Here is a 13,613-nt window from a genome sequence, read left to right on the forward strand (position 1 = left end):
TCGCCCAGAGTTTCGGGAGGTTTGTGTTGCATACCGGCGACATGACGATGGACCAGCAATTGCGGCGCACCGGTGGATGGATTCGCCGACTGATGTCCTCGCCGGACGAACGGCGATTGCGCCGCATCGCATCGCTCGTCGACGCGGTCGTTCCCCTGGCGCGCCTCGGTGTATCGCGAACGATGCGGGTGCGGCGGTTCCGCATCGAGCGGGGCGACGGCACCCGGCTGCGGATACTCGTCTACTCGCCGCGGCAACCGGTTTCCGACGCCACCGGCGTGCTGTGGCTGCACGGTGGCGGCTATTTTCTGGGCCGGCCCGAACAGGATGTCGCGGTGTATCGCCGAATGGTCCGCGAGACCGGATGCGTCATCCTCGCCCCCGACTATCGGCGAAGCGTCGACGAGCCGTACCCCGCGGCGCTCGATGATTGCTACACCGCGCTGATCTGGATGCGCGACAACGCATCCGGGCTCGGTCTTCGTCTCGACCAACTGGTCGTCGCGGGTGAGAGCGCCGGCGGCGGACTCACGGCCGCGCTGACACTGCTCGCGCGCGACCGCGGTGAAGTGAACATCGCCTTCCAGATGCCGATCTACCCGATGATCGACGATCGGGTGTGCACGGCGTCCTCTCGTGACAATGACGCGCCCCTGCTCGACACTGCCACCTTGGTGGCCGCCTGGAAGATGTACCTTCGCGATCTGCACGGGACACAGCGTGTTCCGATATACGCCGCACCGGCCCGCGCGGTCGACCTGCGCGGCCTGCCGCCGACATTCACCTATGTCGGCGAACTGGAACCTTTCCGGGACGAGACGCTCGCCTACGTGGATGGATTGCGCGCCTGCGGCGTACCGGTGGACTTCGAGATCTATCCGGGCTGCTGGCACGGATTCGACCGTCTGGTGCCGCGCGCGGAGGTGAGCAGGCGAGCCCTGCGGTCGCGGGAACGCTGGTTCCGGCACGCGGCCGCCACCTATTTCGCCCCGCAACCCGACCAGGACCGAAATCGCGCCTGAGCGGGCCGGTCGACGGACCGTCCGGCGCGGCGTGATCCGGTTCGGACGATGACGGGGGGACTCGCGAGCGCGGTCAGCGGCTGATCCGAGGTCGCGCGCGCGGACTCCCTCGGCCGTTCGATGATGACACCGGCGTTCCCGGGCCGCTCCCAGGTCAGGGCCGAGGGATCGTGCTGCACAACGGGTTCGGCCCGGGCGGCAACAATGCGGGTATCAGGTGTGCCACGGGCGGCAGGGGTGAGGGATCGGGGGAGGTGCGGAAGGCATTGATCATGAGCGCCGCGAAGCGGCGGGACGCGGCTATCCGGGCCGACCGGCTGGGGGCGTGAATGCCGTTGTTGGCCATGATCATCAGGACGAAATCGTCGGCGGCGATGTCGGCGCGGAGGTGGCCGCTGGTTTTGGCGCGCCGGATGAGTTCGGCGGCGGCGGTCAGGGATGAGGAGCGGATCGCGGTGAAATCCACCGCGCGGGGATAGGTGGCCATGAAGGCTGCGGTGAAGCCCTGGTCGCCTGCCTGCAGTTCGCAGAGTTTCTCGACGGTGCCGCAGAACCCGCGCCATGGATCGGGATCGGCCAGCCCTTCCTCGATGATCGAGCGGCAGGCGTGCATCTGCTCGGTGAAGGCCTCGGCGACGAGTAGTTCCTTGGTGGGGAAGTGGCGGTAGAGGGTGGCGGGGCCGACGTCGGCGCGGCGGGCTATCTCGCGCATCGGAACCTCCAGGCCGGCGGTGACGAACACCTCGCGCGCCGCGTCGAGGATGCGTTCGCGGTTGTCGCGGGCATCCGAACGCTGGGTGTGAGGCAAACGGGTGGTCATCGCTCTCACTTTAGCTAAACGGACGGGGGTGTCCGTTACGGTCCGCTGATCGATTCCGTTCGCAAACACCATGGAGGCAGCAGTGCGGGCAGTGATGAATCAGGCGTTCGGTGGGCCCGAGGTGCTCGCGGTGGTCGAGCTCCCGGATCCGGTTCCGGCGCCCGGGCAGGTGTTGATCCGGACCGAGGCGATCGGCGTGGGTGGGGTGGATTCCCTGATCCGCAGTGGCGTCCTCGCCGCCTACGGCGTCACGCCGGGCCGGATTCCGGGCAGCGAGGTCGCGGGAACGGTGGTCGAGGTGGGGGAGGGCGCCGACACCGCGTGGATCGGTCGGCGGGTGTGGGCGTTCACCGGCGAGAGCGGGGGCTACGCCGAACTCGCCGTCGCCCCCGCGGCGACGATCGTCGCGCTTCCGCCGAACGTGGCCCCGGCCGACGCGGTGACCCTCGGCAGTTCCGCGATGGTGGCCCACTTCGCTTTGCGCCATGGGCATTTCGTTCGCGGTGAGTCGGTGCTGGTGCGCGGCGCGGCCGGCGGAATCGGCGTCGCGGCGGTTCAGCTCGCGGCGCGCGCCGGCGCCGGTTCGGTGACGGTCACGACCTCCTCATCCGCGCGCGGCGAGCGTCTGCGCCGGCTCGGCGCCACGCATGTGCTCGATCGTGCCGGTGAGGGAGCGCGGAGCGCGGCCTACGACGTCATCATCGATATCGTCGCGGGTCCTGATCTGCCGTCCTTCCTCGGCAGACTCGAGCCGAACGGCCGCATGGTGGTCGTCGGCGTGATGGCGGGCCCGCCGCCGGCGGACTTCGGCACGGCGATGATCGCGGCGTTTCGCCAATCGCTGTCGTTCGCGACGTTCAGCGCCGATACCGTGCCCGCGCTCGATCGCCGCGCCGCGACCGCCGACCTGTTCGCCGCCGCGAGCCGCGGTGAGCTGAAAGCGGTTGTGCACGAAGTACTTTCCTTGGTCCAGGCCGTCCTGGCGCATCGAAAGATGGAGGCCGGCGAGGTGTTCGGCAGGATCGTGCTCACCCCCTCGGGGGCATGACCGGCCTCCGGAGGCCGTTGCGGGAACGGCGGCCGAGCATCGGCCGCCGGAATCCCCGTGGTGGCAGTATGGGGTCGGTGAGTGTGAAGGAGAAGAACAATGTCGTGATCTCCGGCGTTGCGGGTGCGCCGACAGTGGTGCTGGCACATGGGTTCGGGTGTGATCAGCACCTGTGGCGGCTGGTCGCTCCGGTTCTTGCCGAACGGTTCCGGGTGGTGCTGTTCGACCATGTGGGCGCGGGTGGCTCGGACACCTCGGCGTGGACCTGGGAACGGTACTCCGATCTGGGGGCCTACGCGCAGGACATTCTCGATCTGTGCGCGGAGTTGGACCTGCGCGAGGTGGTGCTGGTCGGGCATTCGGTCGCGGCGATGATGGCGGTGCTGGCCGCCAACCGATCGCCCGAACGATTCGCGAAGCTGGTGCTGCTGACGCCCTCGCCCCGCTACATCGACGACGGCGCGTACCGGGGCGGTTTCAGCCGCGCCGATATCGACGAACTGCTCGACTCCCTCGATTCCAATTACCTGGGCTGGTCCGCGACGATGGCGCCGGTGATCATGGGCAACCCCGAGCGTCCCGAGCTCGGCGGGGAACTGACCGAGAGCTTCTGCCGCACCGATCCGCAGATCGCGCGCGTCTTCGCGCGCACGACGTTCCTGTCCGACAACCGCGAGGACCTGACCGACGTCTCCGTGCCCACTCTGATCATCCAGACCGCCCACGATGCCATCGCACCCGTGGAAGTCGGTGCGTTCGTTCACGACCGGATCCGAGGCAGTGAGCTGGTCACCTTGGCCGCGACCGGGCATTGCCCGCAGCTCAGCGCGCCCGAACTCACCGCCGCGACGATCGCGGAGTTCGCCGGCCGATGATGGCCCCGACCGGAGACGAGGTGAGCGGCGAGATCGGCGACGCCTATCACGAGCCGCTGCCCGGCGGCCCCGCGAGCCCGGAGTTCTCGGCGCTGCTGGAGGACAGTGCCGAGGACCTGTACGAGAACGCGCCGTGCGGATACCTGTCCACCCTGATGGACGGCACCATCGCCAAGGTCAACGCGAGGTTGCTGGAGTGGCTCGGCTACCGCCGCGAGGATTTGGTCGGTCGCCGCAGATTCAGCGATCTGCTTACCGTGGGCGGGCGGATGTATTACGAAACCCATATCGCGCCCATGCTGGCCATGCACGGTCAGGTCGGTGGCCTGGCCCTGGAATTGCGGCGAGCGGACCGATCCCGACTACCGATCCTGGTGACCTCGGTGGTGAAATCCGGTCCCGACGGCACCGCGCAGCTCATTCGCACCACTATCTTCGATGCCAGTGACCGCCGCGCCTACGAGCAGGAATTGTTGCGCGCCCGCCGTACCGCGGAACTCGAGCGCGAGCGAGTACAGAAATTCGCGTCGACCCTGCAGCGCACCCTGTTGCCTCCCACCCTGCCGGTCGTCCCGGGGGTGGACGTCGCGGCCTATTTCCATCCGGCCTCCCGCGACGAAGTCGGCGGGGACTTCTACGATCTGTTCCCCCTCACCGGGCAGACGTGGGGATTGTTCCTGGGCGACGTCTCGGGCAAAGGGCCCGAGGCCGCCGCGGTGACCTCCCTGACCCGCTACACCCTGCGCGCGGCGGCGGTCTACGACCCGGACCCGGTCGAAGTGCTGCACAACCTCAACACCGTGCTCAATCAGGAATATCACGGCAGCGACCCTCGGTTCTGCACCGTCATCTACGGCTCCCTGACCCCCGACGCCTCCGGTGCCACCCTCACCCTCGCCAGCGGTGGCCACCCGCCCGCGCTGCTGATTCGCGCCGATGGCACGACACGATTCGTCGAGACGCCCGGCGGGATGCTGGTCGGACCCATCCCTGAGGCTGTATTCGCCAGCGCCGAAATACATCTGGGCCCCGGAGACACGCTGCTGTTCTACACCGACGGCCTCACCGAAGCCCGCGTCAACGGCCGGGAACGGTTCGACGAGGACCAGCTCATGGATATCCTCGCCGCGGCCGGCCCGACCGACGCGGCGACCCTGATCGCGGCACTGGTCGAACTGCTGCGCGGATTCGGGGACGGCGTCGAGGACGATACGGCCCTGCTCGCCCTCAGCGTCCCGGTGACAACCGGCGACCGGCACACCTGAGGCGGCTCAGTTGTTCGCCAGGGATCGCGCGATCACCAGACGCTGAATCTGGTTGGTGCCCTCGAAGATCTGGGTGATCTTGGCTTCGCGCATGTAGCGCTCCACGGGGAAGTCCTGGGTGTAGCCGTAGCCGCCGAAGACCTGGACCGCATCGGTGGTCACCTTCATGGCGGCATCGGTGGCGACGAGTTTGGCGACGCTGGCCTGGCGGGAATAGGGCAGGGCGGCGTCCCGGCGGCGGGCGGCGTCGAGATAGGTGGCCCGGGCGGAGTCGACGGCGGCGGCCATATCGGCGAGCAGGAAGCCCAGGCCCTGGTGATCGATGATGGGGTGGCCGAACGCCTCTCGCGATTTCGCGTAGGCGACGGCGTCGTCGAGGGCGCGCTGGGCGATGCCGGTGGCCACCGCGGCGATGCCCAGGCGTCCGGAATCCAGGGCGCTGAAGGCGATGGACAGGCCCTGGCCGGGAGCGCCGATGAGGCGGTCGGCGGGCAGGAAGGCGTCGTCGTACGCGGCGGTGGTGGTGGGGACGGCGCGCAGACCCATCTTCTCCTCGGGCTTGCCGAAGGACAGCCCCGCGGTGTCGGCGGGCACCAGGAAGCTGGAGATGCCGCGCGAGCCCTCGCCGGTACGGGCGAACAGGGTGTAGTAATCGGCCTTGCCGCCGTTGGTGATCCACGCCTTCTGGCCGGTGATGCGGAAGCCGCCGTCGACCTCGACGGCCCGGCAGCGCAGGGCCGCGGCATCGGAACCCGCGTGCGCCTCCGAGAGGCTGTACGCGCCGATCAGGTTGCCGGACAACATGTCCGGAAGCCACTTCGCGCGCTGCTCATCGCTGCCGTAGGCGAAGAGCGGATGGCACGAGAGGCTGTGCACGCTCACCGCGACGGCCACCGCGGCCCAGCGCGCGGCGAGTTCCTCCAGCACCTGCAGGTACACCTCGTACGGTTGACCGCCGCCGCCGAACTCCTCCGGATACGGCAGGCTCAGCAACCCGGCCGCGCCCAGCGCGCGAAACGCCTCCTCGGGATAGCGCTCCTGCTTCTCGAATTCGACGACATTCGGCTCCAGCACCTTGTCGGCGATGTCGCGGGTCAGCTCGAGCAGATCGCGGGCCTCGGACGTGGGCAGCAGGCGGTCGACAGGCATGGCTTCCATTCTCCGGTGAGCGGGCGCGGCAGGGCGTGCGGCGTCGGCCGGTGGTCTCGCGGCCGTCGAGCGGTCCCTGCCTGTCGCGGGTGCACGTCACATTACGTGTTGCATCCAATTGCGTGCAAGGCAGCACGCAATTATCGGCGGCAGATACACTGACCGGGTGGTATCGGACCTACCCCCGAACAAGCATCAGGAGAAGAGCCTGCGCACGCGGGCCCTGCTGCTGGACGCCGCCATCGACAGCCTCGCGGAGGTGGGGTACGCCAGCGCGTCGATCGCCGACATCACCGCGCGGGCGGGTGTCACCCGGGGCGCGCAGCTGCACCACTTCCACACGCGGCAGGAACTTTTCGCGCAGACCATCGAACATCTCACCCAGCGTCAGCGAGAAGCGCTGGCGCGGCGCACCAAGACGTTGTCCGCCACGGCGTCCGCGGGCGAGGTGCTGGTCGAATGCGTGACCGCGCCGTTCGCCGGAAAACTCGGCAAGGCCTCGGTGGAGCTGTACGTGGGCATCGCCAACGACCGCGAACTGCGCCGCAATATGCTTCGCGTGCAACATGATCTGACGATCGAGATCATGGACGCCTGCGGCCTCCTGGTCGAGGTGCCCAGGGAGCGCCTGGAAACGGCGTTCTGGCTCACCATCAACCTGGTCCGCGGCGCGACCCTCGACGAGATGGTCGGCCGAGACCGCCTGCGCCGCAAGCAGGTTCTCGCCGACTGGACTCGATTGGCCGACGGAATTCTCGGCTGAGTCGAAACGCCCTTGCCGGACAACGCGATACAGGACCATAAGAGTTCGTATCTGCGCCCGGCCACCGCGTACCGCACCGGTCGGCGCAGCCTCGGGGGAGGCATTGCGATGGCTGTTTCTCGGCGACATGTCCTGCGGGCGGCCGGGCTGGGGGCCGGCTGCGCGGCGCTCGGCGTGTCCTGGCGGATGAGTGGACCCTCGGCAGAACCGGTTGGGGCAGAAGTGGATTGGGGCGCGCTGCGGCAGCGGCTGACCGGCGCGCTGACTCTGCCCGCCGATCCCGGCTACGCCGTCGCGAAACTGGCCTACAACCCGATGTTCGACACCCGGCAACCGGCCGGGGTGGTGCGCTGCGCGAACGTCTCGGACGTGCAGGCGTGCATCGAGGCCGCCGCGACCCGAATTCCGCTGGCGGCGCGCGGCGGCGGACACAGCTACGCGGGCTACTCGACCCCGGACGGCGGCTTGATCGCCGATATGGGCGAGCTGAAATCAGTCGAGGTCCGCGCGGACGGCACCGCCGTGATCGGCGCCGGCGCCCGGCTGATCGACGTGTACGCCGGACTCGCGCAGCAGGGCCGATGCCTGCCCGGCGGGTCGTGCCCGACCGTGGGCATCACCGGACTCACCCTCGGCGGCGGCATCGGTGTCCTGGCCGGAAAGTACGGATTGACCTGTGACAGCCTGCTTTCGGCCGAGATCGTGACCGCCGACGGTGTGATCCGCACCGCCTGCGCCGACTCCGAACCCGACCTGTACTGGGCGCTGCGCGGTGGCGGCGGCGGAAACTTCGGCATCGTCACCTCGTTGACCTTCCGCACAGTTCCGGCGCAGCGACTGGCCGTATTCCAGATCCGATTCCCCGCCGGATCGCTGAGCGCGGTGCTGGGCGCGTGGCAGTCCTTCATTGCGAACGCCCCGGACGAATTCTGGTCCACCCTGGGCATTTCCGCCGGATCGCCACCGACCTGCCGGATCAACGGCTGTTTCGTCGGCGCCGAAGCCGAGATGAACACCCAGATCGACCGGCTGATCGCCGCGACCGGAGCCACGACCACCGCCCGCTACACCGACACCCTGGACTATCTGCCCGCCATGCGCTATTTCGGCGGATGCGCGAATTACTCGGTGGCCCAGTGCCGACCGAGCTGGAACGACACCGGAGTGCTCGGCCGCGAATCGTTCATGGCCTCGTCCCGAATGCTGACCGGACCGATCGCGGATCCGGACCGATTCACCGCGCTGCTCACCGGACGCACGGGGCTGGATGTACTGCTCGACAGCCTGATGGGCGCTCCGGCCCGAGTCCCGGCCGCCGACACGGCTTTCGCCTACCGGGGCGCGCTGGCCTCGGCGCAGATCTACGTCGGCGCGACCACCCCGCAGGCGCGTGCGGCGGTGAGCGACGTGCGGGACGGGCTGGGGGATCTGGTCGGCGGCACCGGGGTGGTGAACTACATCGACACCACCATGTCGAACTGGCCGAGCGCGTACTACGGCGGCAACGCACAGCGACTGTCCGAGATCTCCCGGCACTACGACCCGGACGGCGTATTCACCTTCGCCCAATCGGTGTCGAAGATCTGAGCACCGGTCGGGCACGGCCGACATCCGAGCGTCAACTCCACGGAATCGACCTGGGATCGGTTCATAGTGGACAAATGGGAAACGAGGCATCTGTCGCCGACGCGTTCCGGCCGCTCCTGCGCGCCGCGCTCGGTCCTGCACCCGCCATCGCCTTCGAGTTCTGGGACGGCAGCTCCATCAAGCCCGACGGTGATTATCCGGGCACCATGCGACTGCGGTCGAAGGAGGCGCTGGGCCATCTGGTCTGGGCGCCAGGGGAACTCGGCCTGGGCCGGGCGTTCGTGTCCGGCACTGTGGATCTGGACGGCAATATCTTCCAGATGTTGCGCGCACTGCAATCGACCGCGCCGCGCGATGCCCGCCTCGGGGTAGGCGCGGCGTGGCACGCCCTGGGCGCGGCCAGGCAGCTGGGTGCGCTCGGTCGCCGCCCCGAGCTCCCGCCCGAAGAGGCACGGCCGCAACGACAATTGCACACCCGGCGCACCGACGCCGCCGCGATCAGCCACCACTACGACGTCGGCAACGATTTCTATCGCCTCGTGCTCGGCCCGAGCATGACCTACTCCTGCGCCCGATTCGTCGCGCCCGAGGATAGGGGCGGCGCCCCGAACCCGAGCCTCACCCTGCAGGACGCGCAACGCGAGAAGCACGACCTGATCTGCCGCAAACTCGGGCTGGCGCAGCAGCCGGGCATGCGGCTGCTGGACGTCGGGTGCGGATGGGGCTCGATGGCACTGCATGCGGCATCGACCTACGGTGCACAGGTGGTCGGGGTGACCATCAGCCGGGAGCAGGCCGAACTGGCCCGGCAGCGGGTGGCCGCGGCCGGAATGTCCGGCCAGGTCGAGATCCGGCTGTCGGATTACCGGGATCTGCGCGGGGAGCGGTTCGACGCCATCTCCTCGATCGGCATGTTCGAGCACGTCGGCACCAAGCGGGCCGCCGAGTATTTCCGGACGCTGCGCGCGCTGCTGCGGCCCGAGGGGCGACTGCTCAATCACGCGATCTCCTCGGTCGGCGGATCCACGATGACCTCACGCGGCTTCGTGGGCCGCTACGTGTTCCCGGACGGAGAACTCGTCGACGTGGGTGAGGTCCTGCTGGCCATGGAGCGCGCGGGATTCGAAGTGCGCGATGTGGAGGCGCTGCGCGAGCACTACGCGCTCACCCTGCGGCAGTGGGTCGCCAATCTCGAGGACGGGTGGGAGCAGGCGGTCGCGCTGGTCGGGGAAGGGCGGGCTCGGATCTGGCGCATCTACATGGCGGCGTCCGCGCTCGGATTCGAGGACGGCGGACTGGGATTGCATCAGGTGCTGGGAGTGGTTCCCGACCCGGAGGGCGCCACCGGCATGCCCGCGAATCGGCGCCTGTGGGGCTGAGGATCCCACGACGGGACCGTGTCACACCCCGGGAGTACCGTCGCCTGCATGACCACGTGGACGGAGTTCGTGCAAGGGGCGCCGCACATCGCCGAGATCTTCCTCCGGCGACACGCGGCCACCGGCAACCTGTGCATGCTCGGCACGCTGAGGTCCGACGGCTTCCCGCGGATCAGTCCGATCGAGCCGCGCATCTTCGACGGTGAGCTGGTGGTGGCCGGGATGCCCGGCACCACCAAGTTCAACGACCTGGCCCGCGATCCGCGGTTCTGCCTGCACACCGCCACGGTCGACACGAACGTCGGGGACGGGGACGTCAAGCTCTTCGGCGAGGTGCGCGACCTACAGGACCCGGCGCTGCATCAGCGATTCGCCGACGCGCTGTTCGCCGAGACCGGGCTCGATCTGCGCGGGCGGGAGTTCCGGCCGTTCTATGTGGCGGACCTGTCCAGCGCGTCGTCGGTGGAGGTCATCGACGGGCATATGGACGTCACCATCTGGAAGCCCGGCGAGGCGGAACGTGTGGTGCGCAAGCACTGATGGCCGCGATGACGACCGGGCGGACCGTGCAATCGTGCAGCGAGTGCACTGATGCAATGCCTGCGAACAGCGCTCCGCCACAGGGATATCGGGAGCGGCCCGCCCTGGTGAGCGGCGCGGTGCTGTGGACCCGCACGATGGCCGGCGACTCCGATACCCCTGTGCTGCCGGACGGTTCGATGGATCTGCTCTGGATCGACGGTGAACTGTTCGTCGCCGGACCCGACACCACGGCGCACCATCCGAGCGCCGCGCCGCACGCGCGGATCGCGGGCATTCGCTTCTACCCCGGCAGCGCTCCGGCGCTGCTCGGTTTCCCGGCGCACGAAATCCGCGACCGCCGCGTGGAACTCGCCGATATGTGGTCCGCGGCCGATACCCGCCGCGCCGCCGAGATCGTCGCGACCGCGTCGAGTCCGGCGATCGGGCTCGAACAGGTCGCCCGATGGCGAAGTGCCGTCACCGATCCCGGTGACCCGATCCTGCGCCGTATCGTGACGGAACTGCGCGCGGGTTCCGCGGTGTCCGCGCTCGCCGACTCCCTCGAACTGGGTCCGCGCCGATTGCACCGAATGTCGCTCTCGGCGTTCGGGTACGGACCCAAGACGCTCGCGCGGGTCCTGCGCATGCAGCGCGCGCTCGCCCTGGCGCGGGCGGGTGTCCCGTTCGCGGACACCGCCGCTCGCACCGGCTACTCCGATCAAGCGCATCTGGCCCGGGACATCCGCGATCTGAGCGGCATGCCCCTGAGCCGATTGCTGCGTGCCTGAGGCGATCAGCTCAGCGCGGCATACAGATCCACGCCGTTCCCGTCCGGATCCTGCACGGCCGCGTATCGCTGGCCCCAGAACGCGTCGAACGGCTTCAGCTCGCCGTGGTGGCCCGCGGTGGTCAGGGCCTCGAACGCGGCATCGACGGCGGCGGGCGACTCGCATTCGACCGCCAGACCGATCCGGCCCGCACCCGCCACCGCCGTCCACTCCGGGTGGAACGAGCGAATGGTCTCCTCGGTGTCGAGCGTCAAGCGCACTCCGCCCCCGAGCGCCGCCTCCGCATGCCGCTCCTGCTCGGCCCCGGGTGCGAACTCGACCCCGAGCAGTCGGTAGAACGCGACGGACGCGGCCATATCGGCCACGATCAGGCCCACAACATTCAATCGAAAAGTCATACATCGACCGTAGGCCGCGCCGGGCTCCACGGTCTTGAAGAAATCGGACAGCGCGCTCGTTTCGGCGGAACACCCGAGTCCCTACCGAGTGCGCGGTAGCGACCACAGACCGGTCTTCCAGCGATTCGGCCGTTCCGTGGGGCGGGCGGGTGAACCGAATCAGGAGACCGGCGAGGCAACGAAGCCGATCGTTCACCTCTCCCGCACGAAGCGACCGCCGAGCGAGCCACTGACATCCGCGTCAGCGGGCGTGTACCGCGGCCAATCTGGCGGCGCGGATCGCGTTCCACAGCGGGCGCAGCAGGGATTCCTGTGCGGCGGCCGCGGTGGCGGAGCTGGGAGCGGAGGCGGGTTCGCGCTCGGCGACGGTGAGGATGGCCGCGACCTGATCGGCGGTATCGAGGATTCGGCGGGCGCGCAGGGGCATCGAATCGGGGTACTGATGTCGGGAATGGGCTTCGAGTTCGTCCTCGACCAGATCGCGCGGGGAAGGGCCGCCGGAGTCCAGTCGGGTGGTGTGCAGTTGTTGCAGCGCGTCCGCGGCTTCGCGCACGGCCTCGCGCATGGTGAACTCGGCCTCGCCCAGTGGCATATCGGGTTCGGTGCCGAAGGGGACCGCAGTCGAGTAGACGCGCCACTGCAGGCTCTCGTCATCGGTCCAGATCGGGACGAGTCCGACACCGGTTCGCCCTGGACTTCCGACCAGCAGGCCCTCGCTCGCTTCGGTTGCGGCAGCGGCGAATTCGGTGCCCACCGGCAGTCCCCGGACATCGCCCGAGACCGGCAACACCAGTCGCAACTGCGCGTCGGGACCCTCCAGGGTCTCCCGGATCAGCTTGAGCAGCACCATGATTCCCGCGCCGCGCGTGATGTCGGCGGTCTCGTCGTCCGCCCACGGCAACCCGGTGTGACCACCGGTCACCGGGTCTCCGGCCGCCACGGTCTGCTGCGGAGCCCAGGTGCGCAGGGCATCCAGCACATCATCGGGGGCGCTGCGGCCGGCCAGCCAAGAGCCGGCCCACACCGTCAGCGTGGCACTGGGGGAACTCATGATTAGAGAATAACTGGCCGACTACTGTGGTTCGGTGACGAAGTCGATCAGGCGCTCCACCGCACCGATGAGGGGGGTTTCCAGATCGCGGTAGGACTCGACGGCGTTGTAGACCCGGCGCCAGCCCTCTTGCGGTGTGCCCCAGCGCAAACGGCGGCAGATTCCGCTCTTCCAGTCCTCGCCGCGTGGTACCTCGGGCCATGCGGCGATACCGACCGCGGACGGTCGCACCGCCTGCCAGACATCGATGTACGGATGCCCGGTGACCAGCACATGCTCACCGAGTCCGGTGGTGAGGCTGGTCTCCTTGGACCCGGTGACCAGGTGATCGACCAGCACGCCGACGCGGCGGCCGGGACCGGGCCGGAATTCACCGAGGCGGACCGCGAGATGGTCGAGGCCCTCGAGCTGTTCGACCACGACGCCTTCGACGCGCAGATCGTGCCCCCACACGCGTTCCACGAGAGCGGCGTCGTGCACGCCTTCGACCCAGATCCGGCTGGCCTTGGCGACCTGCGCTCTGAGGCCCCCGACACGCGTCGAACCGGAGGCGGAGCGCACGGGTTCGCGCGGTGGCGCGGCCGCGGTGGGCCGGACCAGGGTGACCGGCTGACCGTCGATGAGAAACGCGGCTTCGCGCAGTGCGAAGAGGCGCACACGCCCCTTGCCGTCTTCGAGTTTCACGAATTCGCCGTCGTAACTTCGGTCGAAACCGACTACGGCGCCGCAGAATCCGGTGGCCGCGTCCTCGGCGACCAGATCGCGTTCGGCGACCACGCGGGGCACCTGTCTCGGCTGTTTTCTGGCGTGCCCGGAGAAGATGTCGCCGTACCCTTGGTGCCCACTCACGGCCTCGAGGGTACCGGCGTCACCGGCGAAACTCTCTCGCGCCGCGCGGCAACATGATCACGACCGGCCGCTTCGGGGCCTCGATACGACTAGTGTT

At 68.8% G+C, this 13,613-nt stretch carries 14 protein-coding genes; 9 read left to right on the top strand and 5 right to left on the bottom strand.

Annotated features, from left to right (window positions below; all coding sequences use genetic code 11):
• The first annotated feature begins 41 nt into the window (after positions 1-41).
• On the top strand, positions 42-1,022 hold the full coding sequence (locus NJ1_RS14295; RefSeq protein WP_218025196.1) for an alpha/beta hydrolase: 981 nt from the start codon (positions 42-44) through the stop codon (positions 1,020-1,022).
• A gap of 154 nt (positions 1,023-1,176) precedes the next feature.
• On the opposite strand, the gene NJ1_RS14300 is transcribed toward NJ1_RS14295, so the two are convergent.
• Positions 1,177-1,842, bottom strand: coding sequence for a TetR/AcrR family transcriptional regulator (locus tag NJ1_RS14300; protein ID WP_067693301.1), 666 nt, complete (start codon positions 1,840-1,842; stop codon positions 1,177-1,179).
• A gap of 82 nt (positions 1,843-1,924) precedes the next feature.
• Between NJ1_RS14300 and NJ1_RS14305 the strand changes: the two genes are divergently transcribed.
• The 3 genes from NJ1_RS14305 (at position 1,925) to NJ1_RS14315 (ending at position 5,030) form a co-directional block, all read left to right on the top strand.
• Complete coding sequence (locus tag NJ1_RS14305) at positions 1,925-2,890, top strand: zinc-binding dehydrogenase (protein WP_067693304.1); 966 nt, start codon at positions 1,925-1,927, stop codon at positions 2,888-2,890.
• Positions 2,891-2,967: 77 nt separating this feature from the next.
• The gene (locus NJ1_RS14310) at positions 2,968-3,765 is read left to right on the top strand and encodes an alpha/beta fold hydrolase (protein WP_067693917.1); all 798 of its coding nucleotides are present in this window, start codon (positions 2,968-2,970) and stop codon (positions 3,763-3,765) included.
• A complete protein-coding gene (locus NJ1_RS14315) occupies positions 3,762-5,030 on the top strand; it encodes a SpoIIE family protein phosphatase (protein WP_245717385.1) in 1,269 nt (422 codons plus the stop codon). Before NJ1_RS14310 ends, NJ1_RS14315 begins: the two co-directional genes overlap by 4 nt.
• Positions 5,031-5,036: 6 nt before the next feature.
• On the opposite strand, the gene NJ1_RS14320 is transcribed toward NJ1_RS14315, so the two are convergent.
• Entirely contained in the window at positions 5,037-6,179 is a 1,143-nt protein-coding gene (locus NJ1_RS14320; protein WP_067693923.1) for an acyl-CoA dehydrogenase family protein, read from the bottom strand.
• A 166-nt stretch (positions 6,180-6,345) separates the two neighbouring features.
• Between NJ1_RS14320 and NJ1_RS14325 the strand changes: the two genes are divergently transcribed.
• The 5 genes from NJ1_RS14325 to NJ1_RS14345 all read left to right on the top strand — a co-directional run bounded on the left by NJ1_RS14325 (position 6,346) and on the right by NJ1_RS14345 (position 11,218).
• A complete protein-coding gene (locus tag NJ1_RS14325; protein ID WP_067693307.1) occupies positions 6,346-6,942 on the top strand; it encodes a TetR family transcriptional regulator in 597 nt (198 codons plus the stop codon).
• 108 nt (positions 6,943-7,050) lie between these two features.
• Positions 7,051-8,529 (top strand): FAD-binding oxidoreductase, encoded by a 1,479-nt coding sequence (locus NJ1_RS14330; RefSeq protein WP_067693926.1) that lies wholly within the window; start codon positions 7,051-7,053, stop codon positions 8,527-8,529.
• Between the two features lie 74 nt (positions 8,530-8,603).
• Positions 8,604-9,908 carry a class I SAM-dependent methyltransferase gene (locus NJ1_RS14335; RefSeq protein WP_067693310.1) on the top strand — a complete coding sequence of 435 codons (1,305 nt, stop codon included), beginning with the start codon at positions 8,604-8,606 and terminating at the stop codon, positions 9,906-9,908.
• 48 nt (positions 9,909-9,956) lie between these two features.
• Entirely contained in the window at positions 9,957-10,448 is a 492-nt protein-coding gene (locus NJ1_RS14340; protein WP_067693313.1) for a pyridoxamine 5'-phosphate oxidase family protein, read from the top strand.
• Positions 10,449-10,504: 56 nt separating this feature from the next.
• Positions 10,505-11,218, top strand: a complete 714-nt coding sequence (locus NJ1_RS14345) for a helix-turn-helix domain-containing protein (RefSeq protein WP_067693316.1) — start codon at positions 10,505-10,507, stop codon at positions 11,216-11,218.
• Between the two features lie 5 nt (positions 11,219-11,223).
• Here NJ1_RS14345 and NJ1_RS14350 read toward each other — a convergent pair whose 3' ends face one another.
• From NJ1_RS14350 to NJ1_RS14360, 3 genes are all read right to left on the bottom strand, one after another.
• Entirely contained in the window at positions 11,224-11,616 is a 393-nt protein-coding gene (locus tag NJ1_RS14350; protein ID WP_067693319.1) for a VOC family protein, read from the bottom strand.
• 241 nt (positions 11,617-11,857) lie between these two features.
• Entirely contained in the window at positions 11,858-12,667 is an 810-nt protein-coding gene (locus tag NJ1_RS14355) for an Rv1486c family protein (protein ID WP_067693321.1), read from the bottom strand.
• Between the two features lie 21 nt (positions 12,668-12,688).
• On the bottom strand, positions 12,689-13,516 hold the full coding sequence (locus NJ1_RS14360; protein ID WP_067693324.1) for a DUF3097 domain-containing protein: 828 nt from the start codon (positions 13,514-13,516) through the stop codon (positions 12,689-12,691).
• Between the last annotated feature and the right edge of the window lie 97 nt (positions 13,517-13,613).

This window comes from Nocardia jejuensis NBRC 103114, assembly GCF_001613145.1.
Lineage (GTDB): Bacteria > Actinomycetota > Actinomycetes > Mycobacteriales > Mycobacteriaceae > Nocardia > Nocardia jejuensis.

Bases quoted from the DNA above. Each gene is read 5' to 3' on its own strand.
- NJ1_RS14295 (WP_218025196.1), top strand. From the start codon at position 42: ATGACGATGGACCAGCAATTGCGGCGCACCGGTGGATGGATTCGCCGA.
- NJ1_RS14300 (WP_067693301.1), bottom strand. From the start codon at position 1,842: ATGACCACCCGTTTGCCTCACACCCAGCGTTCGGATGCCCGCGACAAC.
- NJ1_RS14315 (WP_245717385.1), top strand. From the start codon at position 3,762: ATGATGGCCCCGACCGGAGACGAGGTGAGCGGCGAGATCGGCGACGCC.
- NJ1_RS14320 (WP_067693923.1), bottom strand. From the start codon at position 6,179: ATGCCTGTCGACCGCCTGCTGCCCACGTCCGAGGCCCGCGATCTGCTC.
- NJ1_RS14330 (WP_067693926.1), top strand. From the start codon at position 7,051: ATGGCTGTTTCTCGGCGACATGTCCTGCGGGCGGCCGGGCTGGGGGCC.
- NJ1_RS14335 (WP_067693310.1), top strand. From the start codon at position 8,604: ATGGGAAACGAGGCATCTGTCGCCGACGCGTTCCGGCCGCTCCTGCGC.
- NJ1_RS14340 (WP_067693313.1), top strand. From the start codon at position 9,957: ATGACCACGTGGACGGAGTTCGTGCAAGGGGCGCCGCACATCGCCGAG.
- NJ1_RS14345 (WP_067693316.1), top strand. From the start codon at position 10,505: ATGCCTGCGAACAGCGCTCCGCCACAGGGATATCGGGAGCGGCCCGCC.
- NJ1_RS14350 (WP_067693319.1), bottom strand. From the start codon at position 11,616: ATGACTTTTCGATTGAATGTTGTGGGCCTGATCGTGGCCGATATGGCC.
- NJ1_RS14355 (WP_067693321.1), bottom strand. From the start codon at position 12,667: ATGAGTTCCCCCAGTGCCACGCTGACGGTGTGGGCCGGCTCTTGGCTG.